Source organism: Natronospirillum operosum (genome assembly GCF_004768465.1).
Classification (GTDB): domain Bacteria; phylum Pseudomonadota; class Gammaproteobacteria; order Pseudomonadales; family Natronospirillaceae; genus Natronospirillum; species Natronospirillum operosum.
Genome location: NZ_SRMF01000001.1, coordinates 1,218,678 through 1,243,334, shown reverse-complemented (window position 1 = coordinate 1,243,334; position 24,657 = coordinate 1,218,678). Strand labels below are relative to the sequence as shown.

General features: G+C 60.1%; 25 protein-coding genes. 17 read left to right on the top strand and 8 right to left on the bottom strand.

The window, feature by feature from the left end:
- Positions 1 to 4: 4 nt before the first annotated feature.
- From nqrF to sthA, 4 genes are all read left to right on the top strand, one after another.
- On the top strand, positions 5 to 1,231 hold the full coding sequence (gene nqrF / locus E4656_RS05790) for an NADH:ubiquinone reductase (Na(+)-transporting) subunit F (protein WP_135481956.1): 1,227 nt from the start codon (positions 5 to 7) through the stop codon (positions 1,229 to 1,231).
- Between the two features lie 86 nt (positions 1,232 to 1,317).
- Positions 1,318 to 2,277, top strand: a complete 960-nt coding sequence (locus tag E4656_RS05785) for an FAD:protein FMN transferase (protein ID WP_167855949.1) — start codon at positions 1,318 to 1,320, stop codon at positions 2,275 to 2,277.
- Positions 2,274 to 2,507 carry a (Na+)-NQR maturation NqrM gene (nqrM, locus tag E4656_RS05780; RefSeq protein WP_135481952.1) on the top strand — a complete coding sequence of 78 codons (234 nt, stop codon included), beginning with the start codon at positions 2,274 to 2,276 and terminating at the stop codon, positions 2,505 to 2,507. The genes E4656_RS05785 and nqrM overlap by 4 nt, the downstream gene beginning before the upstream one ends.
- 114 nt (positions 2,508 to 2,621) lie before the next feature.
- On the top strand, positions 2,622 to 4,013 hold the full coding sequence (sthA, locus tag E4656_RS05775; RefSeq protein WP_135481950.1) for a Si-specific NAD(P)(+) transhydrogenase: 1,392 nt from the start codon (positions 2,622 to 2,624) through the stop codon (positions 4,011 to 4,013).
- 217 nt (positions 4,014 to 4,230) lie between these two features.
- Here the strand turns inward: sthA and E4656_RS05770 are convergent, their stop codons facing one another.
- The gene (locus E4656_RS05770; RefSeq protein ID WP_135481948.1) at positions 4,231 to 5,073 is read right to left on the bottom strand and encodes a DNA replication terminus site-binding protein; all 843 of its coding nucleotides are present in this window, start codon (positions 5,071 to 5,073) and stop codon (positions 4,231 to 4,233) included.
- 3 nt (positions 5,074 to 5,076) lie between these two features.
- Entirely contained in the window at positions 5,077 to 6,081 is a 1,005-nt protein-coding gene (gene dusA, locus E4656_RS05765) for a tRNA dihydrouridine(20/20a) synthase DusA (RefSeq protein WP_135481946.1), read from the bottom strand.
- A gap of 166 nt (positions 6,082 to 6,247) precedes the next feature.
- Here dusA and E4656_RS05760 point away from each other — a divergent pair, with 166 nt between their 5' ends.
- Together E4656_RS05760 and E4656_RS05755 are read left to right on the top strand one after the other, a co-directional pair.
- The gene (locus E4656_RS05760) at positions 6,248 to 7,906 is read left to right on the top strand and encodes a FimL-related protein (RefSeq protein WP_135481944.1); all 1,659 of its coding nucleotides are present in this window, start codon (positions 6,248 to 6,250) and stop codon (positions 7,904 to 7,906) included.
- Positions 7,907 to 7,908: 2 nt separating this feature from the next.
- Entirely contained in the window at positions 7,909 to 8,523 is a 615-nt protein-coding gene (locus E4656_RS05755) for a hypothetical protein (RefSeq protein ID WP_135481943.1), read from the top strand.
- Between the two features lie 20 nt (positions 8,524 to 8,543).
- Here the strand turns inward: E4656_RS05755 and E4656_RS05750 are convergent, their stop codons facing one another.
- Positions 8,544 to 8,855 carry an SCP2 sterol-binding domain-containing protein gene (locus tag E4656_RS05750; protein WP_135481941.1) on the bottom strand — a complete coding sequence of 104 codons (312 nt, stop codon included), beginning with the start codon at positions 8,853 to 8,855 and terminating at the stop codon, positions 8,544 to 8,546.
- 117 nt (positions 8,856 to 8,972) lie between these two features.
- Between E4656_RS05750 and sohB the strand changes: the two genes are divergently transcribed.
- Positions 8,973 to 9,998: a protease SohB gene (sohB, locus tag E4656_RS05745; protein WP_135481939.1), complete on the top strand. Its 1,026-nt coding sequence runs from the start codon at positions 8,973 to 8,975 to the stop codon at positions 9,996 to 9,998.
- Positions 9,999 to 10,102: 104 nt separating this feature from the next.
- Here sohB and E4656_RS05740 read toward each other — a convergent pair whose 3' ends face one another.
- The gene (locus E4656_RS05740) at positions 10,103 to 11,827 is read right to left on the bottom strand and encodes a lytic transglycosylase (protein ID WP_135481937.1); all 1,725 of its coding nucleotides are present in this window, start codon (positions 11,825 to 11,827) and stop codon (positions 10,103 to 10,105) included.
- A 96-nt stretch (positions 11,828 to 11,923) separates the two neighbouring features.
- Between E4656_RS05740 and E4656_RS05735 the strand changes: the two genes are divergently transcribed.
- Genes E4656_RS05735 through dnaQ form a run of 3 tightly spaced genes read left to right on the top strand, consistent with a single transcriptional unit; the run spans position 11,924 to position 13,882 of the window.
- A complete protein-coding gene (locus E4656_RS05735; RefSeq protein WP_167855948.1) occupies positions 11,924 to 12,730 on the top strand; it encodes a class I SAM-dependent methyltransferase in 807 nt (268 codons plus the stop codon).
- Positions 12,718 to 13,158, top strand: a complete 441-nt coding sequence (rnhA, locus tag E4656_RS05730) for a ribonuclease HI (protein WP_135481933.1) — start codon at positions 12,718 to 12,720, stop codon at positions 13,156 to 13,158. The genes E4656_RS05735 and rnhA overlap by 13 nt, the downstream gene beginning before the upstream one ends.
- A 19-nt stretch (positions 13,159 to 13,177) precedes the next feature.
- Positions 13,178 to 13,882, top strand: a complete 705-nt coding sequence (gene dnaQ / locus E4656_RS05725; protein WP_135481931.1) for a DNA polymerase III subunit epsilon — start codon at positions 13,178 to 13,180, stop codon at positions 13,880 to 13,882.
- 31 nt (positions 13,883 to 13,913) lie between these two features.
- On the opposite strand, the gene lexA is transcribed toward dnaQ, so the two are convergent.
- Entirely contained in the window at positions 13,914 to 14,555 is a 642-nt protein-coding gene (gene lexA, locus E4656_RS05720) for a transcriptional repressor LexA (protein ID WP_135481929.1), read from the bottom strand.
- Positions 14,556 to 14,702: 147 nt separating this feature from the next.
- On the opposite strand from lexA, the gene E4656_RS05715 reads away from it, so the two are divergent.
- A complete protein-coding gene (locus E4656_RS05715; RefSeq protein ID WP_135481927.1) occupies positions 14,703 to 15,575 on the top strand; it encodes an alpha/beta fold hydrolase in 873 nt (290 codons plus the stop codon).
- Positions 15,576 to 15,652: 77 nt separating this feature from the next.
- Here the strand turns inward: E4656_RS05715 and E4656_RS05710 are convergent, their stop codons facing one another.
- Entirely contained in the window at positions 15,653 to 16,726 is a 1,074-nt protein-coding gene (locus E4656_RS05710; protein ID WP_135481925.1) for a 3-deoxy-7-phosphoheptulonate synthase, read from the bottom strand.
- Between the two features lie 281 nt (positions 16,727 to 17,007).
- Here E4656_RS05710 and E4656_RS05705 point away from each other — a divergent pair, with 281 nt between their 5' ends.
- Together E4656_RS05705 and cysB are read left to right on the top strand one after the other, a co-directional pair.
- Complete coding sequence (locus tag E4656_RS05705) at positions 17,008 to 17,442, top strand: hypothetical protein (RefSeq protein ID WP_135481923.1); 435 nt, start codon at positions 17,008 to 17,010, stop codon at positions 17,440 to 17,442.
- Between the two features lie 116 nt (positions 17,443 to 17,558).
- Positions 17,559 to 18,533, top strand: coding sequence for an HTH-type transcriptional regulator CysB (gene cysB / locus E4656_RS05700; protein ID WP_135481922.1), 975 nt, complete (start codon positions 17,559 to 17,561; stop codon positions 18,531 to 18,533).
- 4 nt (positions 18,534 to 18,537) lie between these two features.
- Here the strand turns inward: cysB and E4656_RS05695 are convergent, their stop codons facing one another.
- On the bottom strand, positions 18,538 to 19,257 hold the full coding sequence (locus E4656_RS05695) for a phosphoadenylyl-sulfate reductase (protein WP_135481920.1): 720 nt from the start codon (positions 19,255 to 19,257) through the stop codon (positions 18,538 to 18,540).
- A gap of 349 nt (positions 19,258 to 19,606) precedes the next feature.
- On the opposite strand from E4656_RS05695, the gene thrH reads away from it, so the two are divergent.
- Positions 19,607 to 20,218 carry a bifunctional phosphoserine phosphatase/homoserine phosphotransferase ThrH gene (gene thrH / locus E4656_RS05690; RefSeq protein WP_135481919.1) on the top strand — a complete coding sequence of 204 codons (612 nt, stop codon included), beginning with the start codon at positions 19,607 to 19,609 and terminating at the stop codon, positions 20,216 to 20,218.
- 19 nt (positions 20,219 to 20,237) lie between these two features.
- Here the strand turns inward: thrH and pabB are convergent, their stop codons facing one another.
- A complete protein-coding gene (gene pabB, locus E4656_RS05685; RefSeq protein ID WP_135481917.1) occupies positions 20,238 to 21,602 on the bottom strand; it encodes an aminodeoxychorismate synthase component I in 1,365 nt (454 codons plus the stop codon).
- 211 nt (positions 21,603 to 21,813) lie between these two features.
- On the opposite strand from pabB, the gene E4656_RS05680 reads away from it, so the two are divergent.
- From E4656_RS05680 to uvrY, 3 genes are all read left to right on the top strand, one after another.
- Entirely contained in the window at positions 21,814 to 22,434 is a 621-nt protein-coding gene (locus tag E4656_RS05680; protein WP_135481915.1) for a hypothetical protein, read from the top strand.
- A gap of 74 nt (positions 22,435 to 22,508) precedes the next feature.
- A complete protein-coding gene (locus tag E4656_RS05675) occupies positions 22,509 to 23,891 on the top strand; it encodes a PhoH family protein (RefSeq protein ID WP_135481913.1) in 1,383 nt (460 codons plus the stop codon).
- Between the two features lie 105 nt (positions 23,892 to 23,996).
- Complete coding sequence (uvrY, locus tag E4656_RS05670) at positions 23,997 to 24,656, top strand: UvrY/SirA/GacA family response regulator transcription factor (protein WP_135481911.1); 660 nt, start codon at positions 23,997 to 23,999, stop codon at positions 24,654 to 24,656.
- Position 24,657 lies beyond the last annotated feature (1 nt).

The window sequence follows — 24,657 nt, the reverse complement described above, 5'->3', positions numbered from 1 at the left end:
GCTCATGATTCTGGAAATTACTCTGGGCGTCGTCTTTTTCATCGTCATCGTCTTTTTCCTGGTGGCGGTGATTATCAGTGCGCGCTCGAAGCTGGTGAATACCGGTGAAGTGACGATCGAAATCAACGAAGATCCCGACAAGTCGATCAAGGCCGAGGCGGGCAGCAAATTGTTGGGTACGCTGGCCAACCAGGGCATCTTCCTCAGCTCTGCCTGTGGCGGTGGCGGCACCTGTGCCCAGTGCAAGTGCCAGGTATTCGAGGGGGGCGGTGCGCCGCTGCCGACGGAAACTTCAGCCTTCACCAAGGGTGAACTGAAGGCAGGCTGGCGCCTGTCCTGTCAGGTGCCGGTGAAGCAGGATATGAAGATCGACGTGCCGGCCGAATTCTTTGGCGTCGAACGCTGGGAATGTGAGGTGGTGTCCAACCCCAATGTGGCCACCTTCATCAAGGAACTGACACTGAAGCTGCCGGAAGGCGAGAATGTCGACTTCCGCGCCGGTGGCTATGTGCAGCTGGAATGCCCGCCGCACCATGTGAAGTTCAAGGATTTCGATATCGAAGAGGAGTTCCGCGGGGACTGGGACAAGTTCAATGTCTGGCAGTACGAGTCCAGGGTGGACGAGACCGTCACCCGTGCCTACTCCATGGCGAACTATCCGGAAGAGAAGGGTATTGTGAAGTTCAATATCCGCATCGCCACTCCGCCGCCGGGAACAGACCACCCGCCGGGTATCATGTCGTCCTATGTGTTCAGCCTGAAACCGGGCGACAAGATCACCGTGTTCGGACCCTTTGGTGAGTTCTTCGCCAAGGATACCGATGCCGAGATGATCTTTATCGGCGGTGGTGCCGGTATGGCGCCCATGCGCTCGCACATCTTTGACCAGCTCAAGCGTCTGAATTCCAAGCGCAAGATCAGCTTCTGGTACGGCGCGCGGTCCTACCGGGAAGCTTTCTATGTCGAGGAATTCGACAAGCTGGCCGAAGAAAACGACAACTTCGAGTGGCATCTGGCCCTCAGCGAGCCGCTGGAAGAAGACAACTGGACCGGCGCCACGGGCTTTATCCACAATGTATTGTACGAGAAGTATCTGAAGGACCATGAGGCACCGGAAGATGTCGAGTACTATATGTGTGGGCCGCCGATGATGAATGCGTCCTGCATCAAGATGCTGAAGGATCTGGGTGTGGAAGACGAGAACATCGCGCTGGACGACTTTGGTGGCTGATGTCTATGCAAAAGCTCTGCAATAGGCTTTTCATCGGAAAGGGGTGCCTGTTGGCACTCCTTTTTGTTTGGGGCTGCAGTAATGATGTGGGTGATGAGCCGCTGCGTTTCACGGGCGGCACCATGGGTACCAACTACACGGTACAGGTGTATGCCCCCGAGTCCGAGAAGCTGGCGCTGGAAGTGGGCATTCAGCGGGCCCTGCGCCGCGTTGTAAACAGTACTTCTGTCTACGAGCCACGCTCTGATGTCAGTCGCTTCAATGCTGCCGAGCCCGATGAATGGGTGGAGGTCAGTGACGAGGTGGCAAGGATCGTGGCGGCCGGGCTGGAGGTGGCGGAGATCACCGCTGGCGCCTTTGAGCCCACCATCCTGCCTCTGGTCAATATCTGGGGCTTCGGGCCCCAGGGACGGGCTGAAGAGATACCCTCGGAGGAGGAACTCGAAGCTGCCATGGCCATGATCGGCTGGCAGGCAGTGGAAGTCCGCACGGACCCGCCGGCCTTGCGCAAATCCGCGCCGCGCGAGATCGATCTGGGCGGTATTGCCAAGGGTTATGGCGCCGATGCAGTCGCTGAATACCTGTTGGCTCAGGGTCACACTCAATTTCTGGTAGAATTGGGGGGAGACATGGTGGTTCAGGGCGGTAAACCGGATGGGTCGCCCTGGCGCATTGCCATCGAGAGACCGGATGAAACTCAGCGTGGTATCTACCGCGTGCTGGAGCTGGAGGATGCGGCCATTGTGACCAGTGGCGACTATCGGAATTACTTTGAAGTGGATGGTCAGAGGTATTCCCATACCATCAATCCGCAGACCGGTTTTCCGGTTGACCATCGGCTGGCTTCGGTGTCAGTCATTGCGGAGAACAGCATGTTGGCTGACGCCTGGTCCACCGCCCTGATGGTGCTGGGGCCGGAGCAGGCGGCAGAGGTAGCCGAGCGGGAAGGGGTGTCAGCATTGCTGATAGAACGGACCGATGATGGTTTTGTAGAAACAGCCACGGGCGAGTTTGTCGACCTGCTGGCTGAGGAGGATGACACATGATTACTGTATTCTTGCTGGTGCTGACCCTGATGCTGTTGCTGGTAGCAGGCATGGCCATTGGCGTCATGTTCGGGCGCAAGCCGATCAGCGGCAGCTGTGGTGGCATTGCCAATACCGGTGTGTCCAACGGGCCCTGCGATTTCTGTGGTGGTGACCCGAACAAGTGTGACGCGCCGGATGATGATCAGGCGGGCGACCGCAAGGCGGCTTTTTACGACGCCTCTCGGTAAAATGGAAGACAGATGACAGTCGACGGTCGACAGTTGTTGTGGCTCTAGCGTAACGCGACGCCTACTGTCCTCCGTCATCTGTCCACTGTCGACTCACACCATCAAGGAGTAACAATGGCAGAATTCAACTACGATGTGGTAGTGATCGGCAGCGGGCCGGCCGGCGAAAGTGCGGCCATGAATGCGGCCAAGCACGGCAAGACAGTAGCTATCATTGATCGCCGTCAGGATGTCGGTGGCAACTGTACCCATCAGGGCACCATTCCTTCCAAGGCACTTCGTCACTCTGTCGACGCTCTGATGAAGTACAACCGGAATTCCATGTTCCGGGCTATTTCCGAGCCCAAGGTGCTCGACTTCCCCACCGTGATGAAATCTGCCCAGACCGTGGTCGGCAAGCAGGTGTCCATGCGGGCCCGCTTCTATGCGCGCAATCACGTTTCGGTGTATCAGGGTGATGCGTTCTTTGTCGACCCGCACCGGATTGAACTGCGTGACGGCGATAATGCCGGAGATGTGCTCAAGGGTGGCCATGTCATCATTGCCACCGGTTCCCGCCCTTATCGGCCGCCCGAGGTCAATTTCAAGCATCCGCGTATCTATGACAGCGACAAGGTATTGACCATGACCGATACGCCCAAGCGTATGGTCATCTATGGTGCCGGTGTGATCGGCTGTGAGTATGCTTCCATCTTCAGCGGTCTGGGCGTCAAGGTGGATCTGGTCAACCCGGGCGCGCGCCTGCTGGCTTTCATGGATGACGAGATCTCTGATGCGCTGAGCTACCACATGCGTAACAATGGCGTACTGATCCGGCACAACGAGACCTTCAAGAAGGTGGAGGGCAAGAAGGAAGGGATTGTCCTGACACTGGAAAGCGGCAAGACGATCAAGGCCGACGCCTTCATGTGGGCCAATGGCCGCGCCGGCAACACGGAAACGCTGAATCTGGAAGCCATTGGCCTGCAGCCCAACAATCGAGGTCAGCTCGAGGTCGACAAGTCCTATCGCACCAAGGTGGACAACATCTATGCGGTGGGGGATGTGATCGGCTGGCCCAGCCTGGCCAGCGCAGCCTATGATCAGGGACGGGGGGCATCCAGTGCGGCCATGAAGGACGGCCATTCACACTTTTTCAGCGACATTCCGACCGGTATCTATACCATTCCCGAGATCAGCTCGGTGGGCGAGAACGAGCGCGAGCTGACCGAGAAAAAGGTGCCCTACGAGGTGGGCAAGGCCTATTTCAAGGACACCGCCCGGGCCCAGATTACCGGCGAAGATGTCGGCATGCTGAAGATTCTGTTCCACAGTGAAACGCTGGAGCTGCTGGGTATCCATTGCTTTGGCGATCAGGCCGCAGAGATTCTGCATATCGGCCAGGCTATCATGGAACAGCCCAACGGCGGCAATACGCTGGAGTACTTCGTCAACCATACCTTCAACTATCCGACCATGGCCGAAGCCTACCGGGTGGCGGCGCTGAACGGCCTCAATCGCCTGTAGCCGGGACTGGCGCATCCCTGCACGTTAGCGCGGCCGAGACCAGAGTATGAGTCGACCGAGGACAGTCGACGGTCGACAGTAAAAGCGGACCCGAGGCTGGTTACGCTCATTCTGTCATCGGTCGACTGTCTACCGTCTACTGGATGTCCGTCCAGGGCTACGCCGCTGGGCACGGCTCACGCCGAGACGTCGGGCTGTGCAGGCCTGCAGAGGTGCCTCACCGATACCGATAAACCCGCAGGCTGGGCACGAAGGGCTCGTCTTCCAGCTTCTGGTCACTGCGCCGGGCCCGGGTGCGGGTTGTCGGCGGGCGATCCGGCGGTGGCACGATTTCGGGAAAGCTGTAGCCACCGCCTTCTTCCAGCGGTATGAATATCGGCAGGGCGGCGTTGAAGGCTTCCCGGTCGCCTTCCGGGTAGCGCACATTGGCCCTGATCAGCGGTGCTTGCTGCTGCACCTGGGCGAACGGTTCGCTGTCCGGCAGGCTGGCCACCTTGCGGTACTGAAGGTCGATGTGGGGTTTGTCGGTACCGTAGTCTTCCAGCTTCTGCAGCACCTGGTCACGCGTCAGTCGCTTGATGGAGCGCCCGCTCTGATACCAGGTGAAGCTGATCTTGTCCGGGCGTCGCTCCAGCAGCGGCAGGGTGCGGCTGAACTGCTTCAGGTGCAGGCGTACCAGGCCTTCATCGGCCAGTTCGCCCTGTACAGCACGGGCGCGTCGGGCCAGACGCAGTGAGGTATCCAGCCAGAGGTCGGGCTGTTCGCGCTTGACCTTCAGCAGGGCCTGATGAAATTCCGTGCGCAGGGCATTGTTGCGCTGCAGCAGTTCCATGGTAATGGGGCCGACCTTGGCGACGCCAATATGACGCCGGGTGGCCCGGCCATCCTGACCATCCAGATACCAGACATCGGTCAGCGCGTGGCACATCTGCTGAATGGTTTCATTGAGGTGGCTGGCACCCCACATCCAGCTTTGTGGCACATCCCGGCGAATCAGTTCCCGCAGGCGCCGGGTGATGGCCAGCCAGTCATCGAACAGGTAGGTCAGTTCGGCACTCACGGGTCAGCTGGCCTGTGCCACTGGTGCTCGCTGCGGGGCTCTGCGCACATGGCTCAGGGCGTCCAGAAACACCTCGATGCCAGCGTCGGGGCGATGGGCCTGTTCACTCAGGTGGCGGCGATATTGGCGCGCCCCGGGGCAGTGATGAAACAGGTTGAACAGGGGCTTCAGCACATGATGCAGCCGCTCTCCGGCAGCCAGTTCCTGTTCGATATAGGGTACCATCCGCTCGGCAGCTTCCAGAGCGCTCGGTTCGGGGTGTGTCTGATCCTGGTAGATCCGCTGGTCTACATCGGCCAGGATCAGCGGCTGATTCCAGGCGGCGCGACCCAGCATGACGCCATCTACCTGCTGCAGATGGCCTGCGACATCGGCCCGCTGAATACCACCGTTGATGATGATTTCCAGATGCGGAAAATCGCGTTTCAGCTGGTAGACCCGTTCCGGCATCAGGGGCGGCACGTCGCGGTTTTCTTTCGGGCTGAGTCCCTGCAGATGGGCCTTGCGCGCATGCACGATAAAGGTGGAGCAGCCGCCTGCGGCCACGGTGCCGACAAAGTCGGCAAGGAATTCGTAGCTGTCGAGATCATCGATGCCGATGCGGTGCTTGACGGTGACGGGCAGGTCGACGTCCTGGCGCATGGCGGCCACGGCATCGCGCACGCGCTGTGCATGCCCCATCAGCACGGCTCCGATCATGCCGTTCTGTACTCGGTCACTGGGGCAACCCACATTCAGGTTGACTTCGTCGTACCCCCACTGTTCGGCCAGCCGGGCGCAGTGGGCCAGGTCCTGCGGGTCACTGCCGCCCAGTTGCAGGGCGACCGGTGATTCTTCAGCGCGGAAACGCAGAAAACGGGTCGGGTCGGCATGGATCAGGGCGCCGGTGGTGACCATCTCGGTGTACAGCACGGCATGCCGTGTCAACTGGCGCCAGAACCAGCGACAATGCCGGTCGGTCCAGTCCATCATGGGGGCAGTACAGAAGCGACGGTCGAGCTCGGCCATGTGTTCATCCGGGTGTTGAGGGTGCCAAGTGGTGCGGTATTGTAATCAGCCGCTGCCACAGAGTGCAAACTGCCTCTCAATTCCCGCAGGTGCGCCGTCGGGCCTACTGTAAGGTGACCAGTCAATGGGTTACAGTGAAGGGGCGTAGGCATAGGACAAGGATAATATGACCAGTAAAGCGACGCTGAACGCCCTGAAGGCTGAATTGGAGAAGACAGTCAAGTCAGCGGAGCAGGCGCTTGAACAGTATCTGACTGTGTCGCAGAACATGGAAGACTGGCAGCGCAGTGTGGATGCCTTTCAGCAGCTCAGAGGCACCTTCGCCATGCTGGAGCACCGGGGGGCGACATTGCTCTGCGAGGAGGCGGTGCAACTGCTGCAATACCTGCCGGTGGAATCGCCTGACGACTACGTGGTGGAGTTCGAGGCCCTGACGCAGGCACTGGTGCTGTTGCAAAAATACCTGGAGTTCCAGGAAGTCGGGCGGGTGCCCTATCCGGAGATACTGCTGCCCACCATCAACCGTCTGCGCCGGGCAAGACGGGTGTCGGCCCTGCGCGAAGGCTGTTTCCATACCTTTGACTTTCATCTGTCACCCTGCGAACCGGCGCGCAATGATCTGGACCGGAACCGGCTCCGCCTGTTGCGCAAGTATCGTCACATGTTTCAGGCCGGGTTGCTGTATGCCTTGCGCGGCGAGCGCAGCCGCAGCGCTCTGTCCTATATGGCCCTGAGTCTGCGCCGCATCGAGAAACTGCTCACAGAGGCCCGCTGGGCCGAGTTCTGGGTACTGGTCGCCATGGCCGCCGAGGGCATTGCCCGCACTCAGGAAGGCAGTCTGGGGCGGGCCCGGCGTCAGTGGTTCAGCCAGATTGATCGAGCCCTGCGGCAGGTGTTGCAGCAGGGTGCGCCGGCACTGGCCAAGGCCCCGCCACGGGCCCTGGTGCAGGACTGCCTCTATTATATTGCCCTGACTGCCGATGCCGCACCGCGCCTGCGGGTCTATCAGCAGCAGCATCCGGGCATCCGCCTGCGCTACAGTTCCGGTCAGCTGCGGGAGCAGGAGCAACTGATGGCCGGGCCCGGTCAGTCCGTGCTGCACAGCCTGTCAGAGGCGCTGCAGGAAGAGTTCAACAACATCAAGGACACCATGGATGTTGCCGCTGTGGGCGGGGAGGATTTCTCGGCCTATCAGTTGCGGGACCAGTTGGGTCAGTTGGCAGATACACTGGAAATGGTAGGGCTGGTCAGTCCGGCCAATGTGATGCGCCGCATGTGGGAACAGGTGCGGAACTGGCCGGACAATGCAGTGCCCCGGGCGGAGGAACTGATGCGTATTGCCGATTCGGTACTGTACTCCGAGTCGGCGCTGTCGCGTCTCAATCTGACCGGTCACAGGGTGACCTCGGAAGACAGTCAGGCCGGAGCCCAGAGCGCCTATCTGCACCAGGCCAGGGTTGCCGTGCTGGATGAAATGGAGACGGGTCTGTCGGTCTGCAAGCGCGCTGTATCGGCCTTCATGGACAGTCAGCGGGATGTGCTGCATCTGGCTAATGTGCCTGCCACGCTGCGTGGTGTGCGCGGTGGGCTGGTGTTTCTCGATGCCCCCGAAGGTCTGGAGATTCTGGACGAGTGTGTTCATTTCGTGGATCAGTTGAAATCCGGAGCTGTCCAGGTTACTGATGCCCAGTTGGATGCCTTCGCTGACGCCCTGAGCAGCCTCGAATTCTTTCTGGAGGGTCTGTTGAGCGGTCAACAGAACCGGGATGTCATCCGGGTGGCCAGGAGCAGCCTGAATCAGTTGCCCGCTGTGGGGGTGGGCTGAGCATGGGGATCCTTGTGCTGTTGGCTGTGGCGGCATTGCTGGCGCTGATTGTTGGCGCCTGGCTGTTGCTCCGGTTCCGGTGGCTGGCCGGTTTTCTGGTCGGTCTGCTGGGTATTGCGGCGCTTGGTGTAGCAGTGACGCTGGCGCTGCTGGGTTTTCGTTTCAGTCAGTACGAACCGGTCACCGAGCAGACGCTGCTGGGTACACTCAGCATGCGTGCGGGCAGTGACGAGCAGACCTACAGGCTGTCCATGACACAGGGGCGCAGCAGTCGTCACTATGAGGTCACCGGTGAGCAGTGGCGGCTGAGTGGTACCCTGCTGGAGGTGCCGCAGTGGGCGCTGTTCGGGCCCACCGAGCGCTATTTCATCGTGCACCGCGTAGAGGGACGTTTCAGTCGTCTGGAAGATGAACTGCTGATGCAGCGTGATGAGCAGCCCGAGCCCTGGTACTACCGGCTGGCAGACAGCGGCCTGCGGCAGGGGTTTCGTTCGGAGCGGCTGTATACACCCTTGTTGCCGCTGGCTGCCCAGGCCATTTTCACCATTGAATTCAGGGCCGGCACCATAGGGTTGCGGCCGGTCAATGAGCCGGCGCGGGAGGCGCTCGGCTCATAGGCAGCGGGTAACAATAGTGTTCAGAGGTCGAACAGGCTGCTCAGCTGTGTGGCCAGCATCATGTTGCCTTCCACCTTGAGGTCACCGGCCATGAAGGCCTGCATGCCGTTGGTGCCGCCGCTCATCAAGGCCTGCAGGGTGTCTTCGGTGAGACGCAGGGTAACACTCGGATCGTCGTGCTCTCCCTCCTTGAGCGTACACTGGCCGTTGTCGATGACCAGATGAAAGTGGTTGCCGTCCACGTCGAACTGGAAAATTTCTTCCATGTCGGCAGCGGCGCTGGCATTGAAACGGGACTCGAATGCTGCGAACTGGTCGTGCAATGTACTCATGGTCGCTGTGCTCCTGTCAGCCTATACTCCCCGGCTGGTCCGGGTACAATCTGGTCCAGTCTACTGCCCGCGTGAGCGCGGTGCCAGCGACATTCGCCACTCATTCTGGGAGGACATATGTGGCAGGAATATCTGCTGTTTCTATTAAGAACCGTCACAATTGTAGCGGCTATCGGTCTGGTGATCGGCCTGGTGGCCGGGGTCATAGGGCGGGCGCAGAAGAAGCCGGACAAGGGCCATATCGTGGTCGAGAATCTGGGTGAGCTGGTGCGCAAGCGCCGGGAGAAGGTGCAGGAGGCGCTGCTGGCTGATCGCAAGGCTGTGCGACGCTGGCGCAAGCAGCGCAAGGCCGAGGAAAAGGCCGAGCGCCGCCGCAAGGACGCGGAGCAGCCTGAGCGCCGAGTCTGGGTTATCGATTTCAAGGGTGATATTCAGGCCTCCGAGGTGCGTTCCCTGAGTGAGAGCGTAACCGCAGTGCTGGGCGCTGCACGTGCAGGCGACACTGTGCTGCTGCGGCTGGAGAGTCCCGGTGGCACCGTGCCCGGTTATGGCCTCGCGGCTTCCCAGTTGCAGCGTCTTCGCGACGGCGGCCTGACCCTGTGGGCCTGTGTGGACAAGGTGGCGGCCAGTGGCGGCTACATGATGGCCTGTGTGGCGGATCGCATTCACGCTGCACCCTTCGCCATAGTGGGCTCTATCGGCGTGGTGGCACAGATACCCAACGTGCATCGGCTGCTGCGCAAGCATGATATTGGTGTCGAAATGCACACGGCCGGCGAGTACAAGCGCACCCTGACGGTACTGGGCGAGAACACCAAGGCCGGTCGCGAGAAGTTTCGCGAGCATCTGGAAGGCACTCACCAGCTGTTCAAGCAGCATGTGGCGGCAGCGCGTCCTGCGCTGGATATCGACAGCGTGGCCGACGGCGACCACTGGTACGGGCATCAGGCCATCGAGAAGGGGCTGGTGGACGAATTGACCACCAGTGATGATGTATTACTGAAACTCTGTACCGACCATCAAGTGCTGCGTGTCAGCTACGAGGTGCCGAAGACGTTGTCCCGCCGTCTGAGCCTGAGTGTGGTCAACCTGCTGGAACTGGCATTCGATCGCGTGCTGGAGCGTATACAGCCGTTGCGCTGAACCCTGGATACGGGCGGTCGGATCAATGGCGCCACCGGGAGCTTCCCGGTGGCGCCTGTCCAGGCAGAGCCAGAGGCCAGTTGTCCGTTCAGTTGGTCAGTTGATCAATTAAAGGGACCGTTGGTCACATCGACATACAGCTGAATATGCTGCCCTGGGTGGATATAGGGGCCGTTCAGATCCGAGTTCCAGCGCCGAATATCAGCCACTGTCACATTGAATCGGTTGGCAATGCTGGACAGGTTGTCACCATTGCGCACCGTATAGCCCACTCGACGTATTTCCGAACGCGTTGCCGGCCGGTTGCTTGCCGATTGCGCCTGCTCGCCGGTCACCCAGACGACCAGCGTCTCGCCCACAATGATGGGGTCGGTCGGTGCCTTGCCGTTCCAGCTGGCCAGCTGGCGCAGGTTGACACCATACTGCCGCGAGATATCCCAGAAGGAGTCACCGGGACGCACCACATGGTCGATGCGCTGGCGATCGTCACTGGGCTGCCTGTTCTGCTGGCGGCTCAATCGATTGTCGGCGCTCATGCTGTAGGCCCCGGATTCCGCCGTGGCGGTTGGAATCAGCAGGTGATCTCCGGCACGGATGACATTGGACCGGATGTCATTGACGTCCCGCAGGACATCCACAGTGGTCTGATGTGACCGCGCTATGGTGATCAGGGAATCGCCGGGTTGAATCTGGTACCGGGCCCAGCCCACCCGCTCGTCTGCGGGCAGGGCGGCGAGTTCAGTGCGGAACCGCTCGGCCGGCTCGCCGGCGGGAATCAGCAGATGCTGCGCCTGCTCGGGGTGCGTAGCCCATTGATTGTAGCCCGGGTTGAGCAGATACAGTTCTTCCAGTGTGATATCGGCCAGGCGGGCGGCCTGGGCCAGATCAATCTGGCTGCCGACATCGACCACCTCGAAATAGGGCTCATTGGGCAGGGAGGGCAGTTCAATGCCGTGGGCTTCCGGGTCCGCCACAATGACAGCCAGGGCAATCAGCTTGGGCACATAGTTCCGGGTTTCCCGCGGCAGTGTGCCCAGATTCCAGTAATCCGTCGGCAGCCCCTGATTGGTGTTGTTGCGGATGGCCCGCCGCACATTGCCGCCGCCGGCATTGTAGGCTGCCAGCGCCAGTTCCCAGTCGCCATTGAACTGGCGACTCAGGTCCGACAGAAAATCGATAGCGGCCTGGGTGGAGGCCACGACATCGCGCCGCCCGTCATACCACCAGTCCTGATGCAGACCATAGTGGCGACCGGTGCCCGGGATGAACTGCCACATGCCGGAGGCGCGGCCGTGCGAGTAGGCGAACGGATCGTAGGCACTCTCGACCACGGGCAGCAGAGCCAGTTCGAGCGGCATGTCATGTTCGACCAGCTGTTCGTAGACATGGGGCAGATAGCGCCGCGCACGATGGGCCACGCGATTGAAATAGCCCTGGTTGCGGCTGTACCAGCGCAGCTCGGCAGCCACTCGGGGGTCATCAATGTCCAGATTCAGCGTGAAACCGGAGCGCAGATCATGCCAGATGTCGCGCTCGTACTGGGCCAGTTGCTGTGGCCACCGGAACGGCTCGGGGCTGTTGAATTCTTCCGGGAACAGCAGGGCCAGATCCTCAATGATGTGATCATCGGGGTAATCCGGTACGGGGGCCAGAGCAATGGGCGGCGGCGATTCGTAATCGTCGAGAGGCATCAGGTCAGAGCGCTCGGTCGATGAAGTGCTCTGAGCATCGTCGCTGCCGCGCAACGCGTCGGGTGCGAGTACCTGACAGCCGGCCAGTGTCAGTGAGAGAACAGTCAAGAGCGGCAGGGTTAGCTGTCGTTGTTCCATGGTTGTGATTGTCGTTCCTGGCTGCATTGTCGAACGACGTGTTATACCATATTGCACGATTAAATAAAGTCACTGCACGCAACTGGGATGCTGAGCTTGATCAAGCCTTGGTTAGACAGAGTACGTGCCTGGTGGCAGCCCGCTCAGAGACCGGCCGGGGTCAGAGAGGCGGAACTGCATGCCTGGTACCGCACCGAACTCGGTCGCAGCCTGCAGACGGCGGAGCGCGCCGTGGCTGAGGAAGTGCTGGATGTTGGCTATCACCCCTTTGTGGTGCAACTGGATGTCGGCCTGCATGCAGCCCTTTTTGATGCGCATCAGCTCAAGTGTAAATCTGCCCTGGTCATATCGCGCCAGGAGATCAACGCGCATTGTCCGTCGGCCCAGGCGCAACTGGAACATCTGCCGTTGCAGGCCGAGAGCGTGGACTGCATTATTATCCATCACGCTCTGGAATACTCGGAGCAGCCGCATAGGGTCTTGCGTGAAGCGGTGCAGGCACTCAGGCCAGGGGGCCAACTGCTGATCATGGGTTTCAACCCTTTCGGGTTCTGGGGGCTGGCTCGGCTGGTGCCCTGGCGCTGGCGGCAGCGCCCCTGGCAGGGACGCTTTCTGACCCTGGCCCGGGTGGAAGACTGGTGTGAACTGCTTGATTGCGAAGCCGTGCGCCGAACCTGGTTCTATCACTGGCCACCCATGCGCCATGCAAGCTGGAAGCAGCGGGGTCGGCGCCTGAATCAGTTGCTGAGGCTGCTGTTTCCGCGCCTGGGTGCGGTTTATGCGTTGGTTGTGCGCAAGAACCAGCTACAATTGCTGAGTAATCACCGTTGGCAGCCGTCATTTTTCTTTCGCGGCAAGGCCATGACCAGAAAGGAGCAAGCAGTTAACCGATGGAAGTCATGATCTACACCGATGGGGCCTGCAAGGGCAACCCCGGCCCTGGCGGCTGGGGCGCGCTGCTCGAGTATGGTGGTCACCGCAAGGAAATCTGTGGTGGCAATCGCGATACCACCAACAATCGTATGGAGTTGCAGGCCGCCATAGAGGCGCTGGCCATTCTGAATCGGTCCTGTACCGTGCATCTCTATACCGATTCTTCCTACGTGAAAAATGGCATCAATCAATGGATGGCTGGCTGGAAGAAGCGTGGTTGGAAGACCTCGGACCGCAAACCGGTCAAGAACAAGGATCTCTGGATGCGCCTCGACGAAGAGACTCGGCGCCACACCATAGAGTGGCACTGGGTGAAGGGACATAGCGGGCACCCCGGCAATGAGCGGGCAGATGCCCTGGCCAACCTGGGTGTTGAAAAAGCACTGGCAGACGATTGAGCGCCAGCACGGGAGCAGCATGAGACAGATTGTACTGGATACCGAGACTACGGGTATCGACCCCAATTCAGGGCACCGCATCATCGAGATTGGCGGGGTCGAAATGATCAACCGGAAGCCGACCGGCAACCACTTCCATGAGTACATCAACCCGCAGCGTGATGTGCCGGAAGAGGCGGTGCAGGTGCATGGTATTACTGCCGAGTTTCTGGCCGACAAACCGCTGTTTGCAGACATTGCCGAAGCGTTCTTCAACTATATCGAAGGCGCCGAGCTGGTTATTCACAATGCGCCCTTTGATATGGGTTTCCTGAATCACGAGTATCGGTTGCTCAAGTCGCCCCGGGCCCCGCTGGAACAGCACTGCCGGGTGCTCGATACGCTGTATCTGGCGCGGCAGAAACACCCGGGCCAGAAAAACAATCTGGATATTCTCTGCAAGCGTTACGGCATCGACAACAGCCATCGGGCGCTGCACGGCGCGCTGCTGGATGCGGAAATTCTGGCTGATGTGTATCTGCTGATGACAGGCGGCCAGACCAGCCTGTCGCTGGCCGAATCTGCCGCCAGCAGCAAGCAGCAGGTGGTCGGTGGGCAGGACGCCGCAGACAGAGATCTGTCAGCGGCACGCCTGGAGGTGATCAGAGCCACTGAAACGGAACTGGCGGCCCATCAGGACTTTCTGCAACGGGTCATGGGGCGCGACAACCAGCAGGGCTGGTAAATGCCTGGCCTGCTGGCAGCGCGCAGAGCACTCAGTGGAGGCCGCGCCGGATAACACCGACATAGCGTCCTTCAATTGTGAACTCATCGGCATCGGTCACTATGATGTCATCGAACGCCTCGTTTTCGGCCACCAGCCGAACATGGTCGTGCTGATGAAAATAGCGTTTCAGTGTGACATCGTCATTGACGCGCGCGACCACGATGTCGCCATCGTTGACGCGGCTGGTACGGGCCACGGCCACAAGGTCGTCATCGAAGATGCCGATATCTTTCATGCTGGTGCCCTGTACGCGCAGCAGAAAGTCAGCTGGCGGACTGAAGAAGTCCGCCTGTACCGGGCACCAGGCATCAATATGCTCGGCGGCCAGAGTCGGGCTGCCGGCAGCGACGCGACCGATAATGGGCAGGCCGCCTGGCGTATCCTCATTGGTAGCAGCCTCGGCGGCTGCCGAGGGGTCTTCCGACGGCAGACGAATGCCGCGCGAAGCGCCGGGAATCATCTCGATGGCGCCCTTGCGAGCGAGCGCCTTCAGATGCTCTTCGGCGGCGTTTGGAGAGCGGAACCCCAGCTCGCGGGCGATTTCGGCCCGCGTTGGTGGCATGTGGTTCTGGCTCATGTAGAGACGAATGAAATCCAGGACCTGCTGTTGCCGTGCGGTTAATTTTGTCATAATAGACGCCTGTTTTTATGTCCATATCTGTTTTAATATACAGTATATGGTGCGCCGGGCCAAGGGGTTGATGCTGCCTCGGCAGAGACTCCCCGGGGCCGGTCATGGCAGTGCAAGACCATTCACTCAAAAAGGAATTACTCCTGCATGAAAAGCAGCTCCGAACTGTTTCCCGTTACCCTGCTCAGTGCCGAGTTGAAAGAAGACTGGAACGAGGATACCTACCTGCTGAAGCCGAACAATTCCGGCGACAGCACGGTAGAAATCGCTCTGACCCGGTTCAGCCTGGCGCAGAAACGTTCAGGAGTGCCTCTGCTGTGGTTGCCGCCTTTTCTGCACGGTCGACTGGAATGGCTTGATGAATGGACCCAGCATCTGATGTTCCTGTTGCAGCGGGGCTATGATGTCTGGTTTCTGGAATGGCGCGGGCATGGCGCCAGTCGCTTCAACATGAACTGGTCACGCAATACCCTGCTCGAAATCGCCCAGTGCGACCTGCCTGCCGTCTGTGCCTTTATCGAGGAGCAGGTCGATCAGGCGCCGCTGGTGGTGGCCGAGCGCAGTGCCACCCAGGTGTGGGTGGCCGCACACGAGCGCGAGCCTGGCAGCCGCGACCCGATGCCGCCCATGCGCGGGGCCGTGTTGCTGTGGCCGCGAGTGGGACCGGTATCAGTTGCTGCCTATGCGCGCGCCATGGGCTGGGAAGATCAGCATCTGGAACTGACACGGCAGATGGTGCGGCGGCTGGACCACCATGAAAGTCTGAACCGGATTCTGTTTGATCAGTTGTTGTTTGGTCAGCCGCAGCGCCTGCGCAAATGGCGGGCGGCAACGCAGCCGGGTGCCTACTGTGTGGTGGAATCTCCCAACTGGGAGAAAGTGACGCACAAATGGACCGACTCGGTGGCGGGTGATCAGGGTGCCGTTCGCTTCATGGAGCCGGAAGCACTGGATTCGGCGCTGCTGGAGCGCTGGGTAGGCGAGGTATTGCACCGGCGCAGGGAAACCGAGAATGCCTGATTGGCAGGTTGATGGCGGTAGCAGCAACCGCAAAGCCTTGCTGCATGCAAAGGCTTTGCGGGTGCGGCTGTGGTGGCTCAGTCCTGCTTGCGACCAGGCAGCACCGTCTTCAGCTTCTGGTGCATGCTGTGCACCATCTGCTCGGTGGCGTCCCAACTGATGCAGCCATCAGTGACCGATTTGCCGTATACCATCTCGGCAGGATTCTCGGACAGCTTCTGGTTGCCGTGTTCCAGGTTGCTCTCCACCATCAGGCCGACGATGGATTCATTGCCTTCCAGAATCTGATTGGTCACATTCTCGGCCACCAGCGGTTGCAGGCCCGGGTCCTTGTTGGAATTGGCATGTGAGCAGTCAATCATGATGTTGGGGGCAACTCCGGCTTTCCGCAACTCCTGCTCACAAAGCGCCACGCTGACCGAATCATAGTTCGGCTTGCCATTGCCGCCGCGCAGCACGACATGGCCGTAGGGGTTGCCGCGCGTCTGGGTAATGGCAACCCGGCCGTTGCTGTCGATGCCGAGGAAACGGTGCGGGTGGCTGACTGACTGCAGCGCGTTGATGGCCACATCCAGGCTGCCGTCAGTGCCGTTCTTGAAACCGACGGCGCTGGACAGGCCGCTGGCCATTTCACGGTGCGTCTGGGATTCTGTGGTTCTGGCGCCGATGGCCGACCAACTGATCAGGTCCTGCAGGTACTGCGGGCTGATGGGGTCCAGTGCTTCGGTGGCCGTGGGGATGCCCATCTCCGCGATATCCAGCAGCAGTTGCCGCCCGATGTGCAGGCCGTCGGCAATCTTGAAGGAGTCATTCAGGTAGGGGTCATTGATCAGGCCTTTCCAGCCGACCGTAGTACGCGGCTTCTCGAAATAGACCCGCATGACCAGCAGCAGGGTATCTGAGACTTCGTCAGCCAGGGCCCTGAAGCGCTGTGCATAGTCCTTGGCGGCCTCAACATCATGAATGGAACAGGGTCCCATGACCAGAAAGATACGGTGATCCTTGCGTGTCAGGATGTCATACACTTCCCGGCGTCCACGCTCGACAGTATCGGCTGCCTGCTGTGTCAGCGGGATGTCTTTCTTCAGGTCGGCCGGCGTGGCCAGAATCTCCTGAGACTCGATGTTAAGGTTGTCCATCACTGCGGTCATAATGTTTCCAGTACCAGTGCCTTTAGAGTGGGATGAACGGCGCGCGCCGCTGGCGCCATTTAAGGCTCTGATCATACCGGAACGAGGCGATTCTAGGTAGTGCTGAATGTCAATATGGCGGCTGAATTCGATTGCGGATGGCTATGTAATCAATAGTTTACGACCGACCCTCGATCAAGTGCCCGAATTCGTGATCCGCTACCCAAAATCAGGGTATTTGGCGCAGACAGTGCTATATTTCCAAGCTATGCTTGATCGGATGATTTCAGGCAGGGCAAGTCATGAAGCGCAAGTATAAAGAATGGATTGTGGTAGCGCTGGCCGCGATCAGCGTCATGGCGGTATCTGTTGTCATGACCTGGGTTGCGACCAATGTCAATCCGGAAGGGGAGCATGACAGTCGCACCCTGATTCAGCGCATGCTGAATGAGCCGATTGAGGAGGAAGTACCGTCTGAAATACCCATGCAGGCAGCGTACGCTGTATGCCGTCAGCATATCGAGAATGATGTTGGCTCTGCCTTGCGCAATATCAGCTTCGACAATCGGTCCTCACGCCACAACGCCGAAGAACGCTACTACCAGATTTTTGTCAATGTCTACATGGGCAACGGCAATGACAGCATCTACTCACGGTGCAATGTCTCCTCGGTGACCGCAGAAATACTCGAATACCGCCTGCGCGCGGATGAGGGTTTCCTGTTTCGTCTGTTCTGACAAGGCTTGGTCCTTGTTCCCTGTATGCTTGAATGGCATAGTTGACACTATTCTTATAACAGGTGGCGCAGTTTTGGGCGCCGCTCGTTGCCTTGTCAGCCGCAGGGGAGTCCGCCATGAAGCTGCAGCAGCTGCGCTATATTTGGGAAGTTGCCCACCACGATCTCAATGTGTCCGCCACCGCCCAGGCCCTGTTTACCTCCCAGCCGGGTATTTCCAAACAGATCAGACTGCTTGAAGATGAACTCGGCGTGGAGATATTTGCCCGCAGTGGCAAACACCTGACGCGGGTGACTCCGGCCGGAGAGGCCATCCTGAAAGTGGCCGGTGATGTCCTCAAGCAGGTCGAAAGCATCAAGCAGGTGGCGCAGGAGTTCAGCGATGAGAACAAGGGCAGCCTGTCGATAGCCACCACCCATACGCAGGCCCGGTATGCACTGCCACAGGTCATAGAGGGGTTTATCGAGCGCTATCCGGATGTGTCCCTGCACATGCATCAGGGCACGCCCATGCAGATTGCGGAGATGGCCGCCAACGGCATCGCCGACTTCGCCATCGCCACTGAAGCCATGGAGCAGTTTCACGACCTGATCATGCTGCCGTGCTACCGCTGGAATCGCAGTATCATCGTGCCGAAGGATCATGCCCTGGCCGACAAGGGTACGCTGACGCTGGAAGATGTTGCCGCCTGGCCGCTGGTAACCTATGTCTTCGGGTTCACCGGTCGCTCCAAGCTGGACGAAGCCTTCATGGCCCGTGGCATCACGCCGCGCACGGTATTCACGGCGGCCGATGCCGACGTCATCAAGACCTATGTGCGCCTGGGGCTGGGGGTGGGGATTGTAGCGAGCATGGCGTATGACCGGGATCAGGACAGCGACCTGGTGGCGCTGGATGCCAGCCACCTGTTCGAAGCCAGTGTCACCCGGGTCGGGTTGCGCAAGGGCGTATTCCTGCGCGGCTACATGTACAAGTTCATCGAGGCCTTTGCACCGCACCTGACGCGGGACCTGGTCGACCGGGCCCTGCAGTGCCACAGCAAGGCCGAGGCGGAGGACCTGTTCCGCCACGTACCACTGCCGACCTTCTGAGTCTTCAGTCCTGACTGCTGTGCAGACCGCACTCCTTCAGGGTAGCTTCTTCCCACCACCAGCGGCCTTCACGCTCATGCTGATTGGGCAGTACCGGCCGGGTGCAGGGTTCGCAGCCGATGCTGATGAAGCCCCGCTCGTGCAGGGGGTTGTAGGGCACATCGAACATGCGGATGTATTCCCACACCTGCTGTGAACTCCAGTTGGCCAGCGGGTTGAATTTGACCAGGGGGTGTTCGGGCGAGCCGAAGGCTGTATCCGCTTCCACGACCGGTACGTCGGAGCGGGTGCTGGGGCTCTGGTCCCGGCGCTGGCCGGTGATCCAGGCATCCACGGTGGCCAGCTTGCGCTTCAGACCGTCGACCTTGCGAATGCCGCAGCATTCCTTGTGGCCGTCTTCGTAGAAGCTGAACAGACCCTTCTCGCGCACCAGCGCCTCCACCCGTTCCCGCTCCGGAGCCAGTACCTCCAGATCCAGGTCGTAGTGCTTGCGTACCTGCTCGATAAACTGATAGGTCTCGGCATGCAGGCGCCCGGTGTCCAGAGTGAACACCTGCACTCGGTCACTGACCTTGCGCGCCAGATCGATCAGTACCACATCCTCGGCACCACTGAAGGAAATCGTGATGCTGGAGAACTGTTTATGGGCAAAGCGGAGTATGTCCTTGGGGGACTGGGTGCTCAGTTGCTGTTGCCAGTCCTGCAGTGTTGCGTCGGTCGTCATGATGCCCTTGCGGTCTGGTAGTTTAGAGGGCAGAACCATAGCAGAGCCGTTGCCGGTGGCAAAATAGTGAGTCTGCATAAGGTTATAAGCTGACGGTCGACGGCGGGAAAGAGTAGACAGATGACGGTCGACAGTCGACAGCATGATGTGCAACCCATAAGCTCTGCGCCCCAGCACGGGTGCGAACAGCATCCAGCAAAACTCATCCACGGAACGCTCGTCGCCACAGCACAACTGTCCACTGTCGACTGTCTACCGTCTTCTACTTTCAACTTTCAACTTTCGACTTTCAACTCACTACTTACTACTATACGCCTTCTCAGAAACCGAGCTATCGAGGAGTTACGCCGTGGAAATCGCCTGTCTGGACCTGGAGGGGGTACTGGTCCCGGAAATCTGGATCGAATTTGCCGAGAAAACCGGTATCGAGGCTTTACGAGCCACGACGCGTGATATTCCGGATTATGACGAGCTGATGCAGCAGCGCTTGCGGCTGCTGGACGAGCACGGGCTGACCCTGCCGCAGATTCAGGAAGTGATCGCCACGCTCAAGCCGCTTGACGGCGCGGCGGACTTTGTCGACTGGCTGCGCGAGCGCTTCCAGGTGGTGATTCTGTCCGACACCTTCTACGAGTTCTCGCAGCCCCTGATGCGCCAGCTGGGTTTTCCGACCCTGTTCTGTCATCGCCTCGAAGCGGATGACAATGGCCGGGTTGTCAATTATCACCTGCGCCAGAAAGACCCCAAGCGACAGTCGGTCAAGGCGTTTCACAGTCTGAACTACCGCTGTATCGCTGCCGGCGACTCCTACAACGATACCACCATGCTCAGCGAAGCCGATGCCGGTATTCTGTTCAAGGCGCCGGACAATGTGATTGCGGAATTCCCGCAGTTCCCGGCCGTGCACAGCTATGCCGACCTGAAGGCCGAATTCCGCAAGGCCAGCCTGCGCACAGTCTGATACGCCGCAGAGCAGGCGGTCAGGGCAGTTCCAGCCCCAGCGCCGAAGCCAGACGACCGATCTTGTCATGGGTCTCCTGGAACTCGGCGGCCGGGTCGGAATCCCAGACGATACCGCCGCCGCTCCAGATATTGAGCTGGCCCTGCGCCAGCACCACGGAGCGGATCAGGATGTTGCTGTCCAGACGGCCGGTGACATCCTGGTAGAACAGGCTGCCGCAATAGGGGCCACGTCGATGCGGCTCCAGTTCGGCAATGATTTCCATGGCGCGCCTTTTCGGCGCACCGGTGATGGAACCGCCGGGAAACGCCTGGGCCAGTGCCTGCAGCGGCGACGTGGTGGCCGGGAGGCGGGCCGTGATGGTGCTGACCAACTGGTGCACGTTGGCAAAGCTCTCGATATCGAACAGGCGCGGTACCCGTACCGAGCCGATAGCGGCTGAACGGCCCAGGTCATTGCGCAGCAGATCGACAATCATCAGATTCTCCGCCCGATCCTTCTCGCTGTGCTGCAGCTCCGCGCGCAGTTGTTCGTCTGTCGCCGGGTCCGCCCCTCGGGGCCGCGTGCCCTTGATGGGCCGGGTTTCCAACTGGCCGTCCCGAACCTGCAGGAAACGCTCGGGTGACAGGCTGAGCAACTGGGCATCACCCAGATCGAGATAACCCCCGAACGGCATGGGTGTGGCCTGGCGCAGGCGAGCAAAGGTACTGACCGGGTCCTGCTGCCAGGGGTGCCAGAAATGGCGCGTCAGGTTGACCTGATAGATGTCGCCGGCCCGCAGGTACTGCTGAATGCGCTGCAGTCTCTGCAGGTAGTCGGGGCGCTCCAGACGCGTGCGCAGAATGGCGCTGGCGTTCGCAGGCGGGGCCGGGGCAGCGGGAGAGGCCGGCTGCCAATGATGGCAGTCCCCGACCCGGTACAGCCGATTTTCCTGATGGTCAATGACCAGGGCTCGGTCATAGTCGCCGACCCAGCCCCACAGCATGGCTGCGGGCAGTTCGGGCGGCCGTGCCGGGCTCTGAATGCCCTGGACGCCGGCGCCGGATTCGTAAGGCAGCAGCCCGATCAGACCGCCGTTGAAGACGCCGTTGTCTGCCGCCGCTGTCGGTACCGGGACGCCGGACTGCAGCGCCGCGAATTGCTGCAGCACCGGCCCGCGGCTGATCTTGCCCGGCCGGTAGCCGCCAGCGGGCTGGCGGTGCCAGGTTTGCAGGGTGTCGGCATCAAGCGCCGTCCAGTAGCAGCGGGGCTCGGCCGCCAGAATGGCGTAGCGTCCGAACGGCGCATCAGGGTGGCCGCTGTCGAACAGGACTGGAAACGGCTGGTCCTGAATGGCCGTCAGCCATTGCAGTGGCGCAAGCGTTCGTGCGGGCGCAAAGGTCATCAGAGTGGGGTCCGCCACTTCGGAATTCAGCGCAGAGCATAGTGGTTTTGCTTTTCGAATCAACGAGTTATTGCGACAAAGAGTGATCCGAAGGCGGCAACAGCGTTGTACAAGCAAGCACCAGCAACGTAAACGCGCCCAGAAATTGATTGACAGATCAGTAGTTTAGCGCTGTGATGAAGGTGTTGGTGGTCCCCTTGAGGAGGTCGTTATGCCTGATCAAGCACACCCTGGCGTGTTCTGGCGCATTGTCGACGAGAGCGGCATAGGGCCGGATTCAGTCACCCTGGTCTTCGAGACTGCCGAGGCAGAGCGCAAAGCCCTGCAACTGGAGACTGATATAGTCACCGCCGAGTTCCTGTCTCATGCTGGCAAGGATCACGTCGATGTCGCCTGGACACAGGATGACTTTGATCTGCTGCAGGTGTTGCTGCGCAAACAGTTCCCCGAACGCTTCGATGACGAAGAGATGGGCTTTCATCTGGATCTGAATGATGAGTCCGTGCTGGATACGCTGGCCGTGATTGCTGCGGCCAGGTTCAGTGCGGCGCAAAAAGCGGAAGACTGGCTGCTGGGTCACAACTGGGTGACCGTGCAGCGAGCCTACGAAGTGGGTGACATGGTGGCCCTGGCAACCGATGCCGGCTTCTGTCTGGGTGTGGTCGTAGCCCTGGATGCCGTGGAAGCCGAAGTGGTGCTGCTGGAATGCATCGACCCGAAAACCGCAGAACCCAGTGCGCGCCTGCATGAGCTGGTGCGCGTCTACAAGGCTGACCTGTTGCCGGATACTTTTGGCCATGTCATGACCACGGACGAAGATACCCTGCACTGAACCCCCGCCCGCCGACCCCGGTCGCCGGGGTTGGTGATTATCTGTTGCTGTGGGCCTGGCCCTAAGGACACTGCATGAGTGACATCAAGATTTACGCCCTTGATACCAATGTACTGATTCACGACCCCAATGCGCTGTTCAACTTTGAAGAGCACGAAGTACTGATTCCAATGGTGGTGCTGGAAGAGTTGGACAAGCTCAAGGTCGGGGCGACTCCGGTGGCGGCAGACTGCCGGCAGGCGGTGCGCACCATAGACCGTATCATCGGCGATGCGTCACCGCAGGATGTGGTTCGCGGCGTGCCCATACCCCGGGGCGGTGACAGTACCGAGGGCCGTCTGGCCATCCTGATGTCACACGCCGAAGAAACCGATGTGACCGAACTGCCGTCGCATCTGAATGACAACAAGATCATCAACGAGCTGCTCAAGCTGCAGGGCAAGTACCCGACCCGCAAGGTGGTACTGGTCACCAAGGACATCAACATGCGCCTCAAGGCGCGTGGCTGCGGGCTGGAAGCCGAGGACTATCACAACGACCAGCTGGTCAGTGACATCAACCGGCTCAACACCGGTTATATTCAGGTCGAAGGTGATCTCTGGAACCGTCTGGACGCCGCCGGGCCGCTGAATGTCGATGGTCAGCAGCAACAGCGCATCCCGCGTCAGTATCTGGACGACCTGATCGGTCCGGAATACTTCCCCTGCCAGTTTCTGGTCGACGAGTGTGATTTCATCGGGCGTATTGTGGAAAAGACCGACGATGAGGTCGTGCTGGAACTGCTCAACGAAGGCATACTGATGCGGCAGAAGGCCTGGGGCCTGACGCCGCGGGATGTCTATCAGGGCATGGCCATGCGCCTGTTGCTGGACCCGGATGTTGACCTGGTGGCACTGAACGGGCCGGCCGGCTCCGGCAAGACCATACTGGCCCTGGCCTGTGCCCTGGAGCAGACCATCGAGAACAAGCAGTTCAAGCGCATCGTGGCGACCCGCAGTACGCGCGGGCTGGATGAAGACATCGGCTTTCTGCCGGGTACCGAAACCGACAAGATGGCACCCTGGCTGGGCGCCTTCACCGACAACCTGGAAGCACTGCACGCCGAAGACTATGACCCCATGAGCAGTGAGCATTATGTGGGCGCGAACATGCCGCTGCACTTCAAGTCGATGAACTTTGTGCGCGGGCGCAGCTTTCAGCAGACGCTGCTGATTGTCGACGAGGCCCAGAACCTGACCCCGCATCAGATCAAGACCATCATCACGCGGGCGGGGGAGGGCACCAAGGTGGTCTGTCTGGGTAATTTGGCGCAGATCGATACACCCTATCTGGGGGCGACCAGTTCCGGTCTGACCTACATGACCGAGCGCTTCAAGAGCTTCCCCTACGGTGGCAGCCTGACGCTCAAGGGCGTGGCCCGCAGTCGACTGGCGGCCTATGCAGAGCAATATCTGTAAGTCGGCACCACACAGGCCGCTGCATGGCTGGTCTGGTGCCGGTAACTGCGATAGACTCGGGCAGCGCGGGGGCGCGATTCAGCCCGGGCAACAGAGGCGCTTGGAATGATAACGGTACTGCTGGTTGATGATCACGATCTGGTGCGCATGGGTATCCGGCGTTTGCTGGAAGATGAAACAGGCATCAGCATTGTGGGTGAAGCCAACAGTGGCGAGCAGGCCCTTGGCCTGTGCCGTGATCTGCGCCCGCAGGTGATTCTGATGGACGTCAAGATGCCGGGCATCGGTGGTCTCGAGGCCACCCGGCGCCTGCATGCCTCGCACCCCGAGACGCAGGTCATTGCCCTGACCGCCTGTGGGGATGATCCCTTTCCGGGGCGCCTTTTGCGCGCCGGAGCGGCAGGTTATCTGACCAAGGGCGCGGATGTCAGCGAGATGGTGCGGGCCGTCAAGACGGTTGTGCGCGGCGAGCGCTATCTGAGCCCGAGCATTGCACAGCGCCTGGCCCTGAAGCCGTTTTCCGGCGATCAGAGCGACAATCCGCTGGACAGCCTGTCCGAGCGGGAGATGCAGATCACCATGATGATCGTCAACTGCCACCGCGTGCAGGAGATTTCCGACAAGCTGTGTCTGAGTCCGAAGACGGTTAATACCTATCGGTATCGTATTTTCGAGAAACTGGATATCGCCAGTGATGTGGAACTGACCCATCTGGCCCTGCGCCATGGGCTGATTGAACCGGATAATGCAGAGCGCGCTTCCTGAC

Excerpts from the sequence above, each read along its gene's own strand:
- nqrF (WP_135481956.1), top strand. The coding sequence starts at position 5 with ATGATTCTGGAAATTACTCTGGGCGTCGTCTTTTTCATCGTCATCGTC.
- nqrM (WP_135481952.1), top strand. The coding sequence starts at position 2,274 with ATGATTACTGTATTCTTGCTGGTGCTGACCCTGATGCTGTTGCTGGTA.
- sthA (WP_135481950.1), top strand. The coding sequence starts at position 2,622 with ATGGCAGAATTCAACTACGATGTGGTAGTGATCGGCAGCGGGCCGGCC.
- dusA (WP_135481946.1), bottom strand. The coding sequence starts at position 6,081 with ATGGCCGAGCTCGACCGTCGCTTCTGTACTGCCCCCATGATGGACTGG.
- E4656_RS05760 (WP_135481944.1), top strand. The coding sequence starts at position 6,248 with ATGACCAGTAAAGCGACGCTGAACGCCCTGAAGGCTGAATTGGAGAAG.
- E4656_RS05755 (WP_135481943.1), top strand. The coding sequence starts at position 7,909 with ATGGGGATCCTTGTGCTGTTGGCTGTGGCGGCATTGCTGGCGCTGATT.
- E4656_RS05750 (WP_135481941.1), bottom strand. The coding sequence starts at position 8,855 with ATGAGTACATTGCACGACCAGTTCGCAGCATTCGAGTCCCGTTTCAAT.
- sohB (WP_135481939.1), top strand. The coding sequence starts at position 8,973 with ATGTGGCAGGAATATCTGCTGTTTCTATTAAGAACCGTCACAATTGTA.
- E4656_RS05740 (WP_135481937.1), bottom strand. The coding sequence starts at position 11,827 with ATGGAACAACGACAGCTAACCCTGCCGCTCTTGACTGTTCTCTCACTG.
- rnhA (WP_135481933.1), top strand. The coding sequence starts at position 12,718 with ATGGAAGTCATGATCTACACCGATGGGGCCTGCAAGGGCAACCCCGGC.
- dnaQ (WP_135481931.1), top strand. The coding sequence starts at position 13,178 with ATGAGACAGATTGTACTGGATACCGAGACTACGGGTATCGACCCCAAT.
- lexA (WP_135481929.1), bottom strand. The coding sequence starts at position 14,555 with ATGACAAAATTAACCGCACGGCAACAGCAGGTCCTGGATTTCATTCGT.
- E4656_RS05715 (WP_135481927.1), top strand. The coding sequence starts at position 14,703 with ATGAAAAGCAGCTCCGAACTGTTTCCCGTTACCCTGCTCAGTGCCGAG.
- E4656_RS05710 (WP_135481925.1), bottom strand. The coding sequence starts at position 16,726 with ATGACCGCAGTGATGGACAACCTTAACATCGAGTCTCAGGAGATTCTG.
- E4656_RS05705 (WP_135481923.1), top strand. The coding sequence starts at position 17,008 with ATGAAGCGCAAGTATAAAGAATGGATTGTGGTAGCGCTGGCCGCGATC.
- cysB (WP_135481922.1), top strand. The coding sequence starts at position 17,559 with ATGAAGCTGCAGCAGCTGCGCTATATTTGGGAAGTTGCCCACCACGAT.
- E4656_RS05695 (WP_135481920.1), bottom strand. The coding sequence starts at position 19,257 with ATGACGACCGACGCAACACTGCAGGACTGGCAACAGCAACTGAGCACC.
- pabB (WP_135481917.1), bottom strand. The coding sequence starts at position 21,602 with ATGACCTTTGCGCCCGCACGAACGCTTGCGCCACTGCAATGGCTGACG.
- E4656_RS05680 (WP_135481915.1), top strand. The coding sequence starts at position 21,814 with ATGCCTGATCAAGCACACCCTGGCGTGTTCTGGCGCATTGTCGACGAG.
- E4656_RS05675 (WP_135481913.1), top strand. The coding sequence starts at position 22,509 with ATGAGTGACATCAAGATTTACGCCCTTGATACCAATGTACTGATTCAC.
- uvrY (WP_135481911.1), top strand. The coding sequence starts at position 23,997 with ATGATAACGGTACTGCTGGTTGATGATCACGATCTGGTGCGCATGGGT.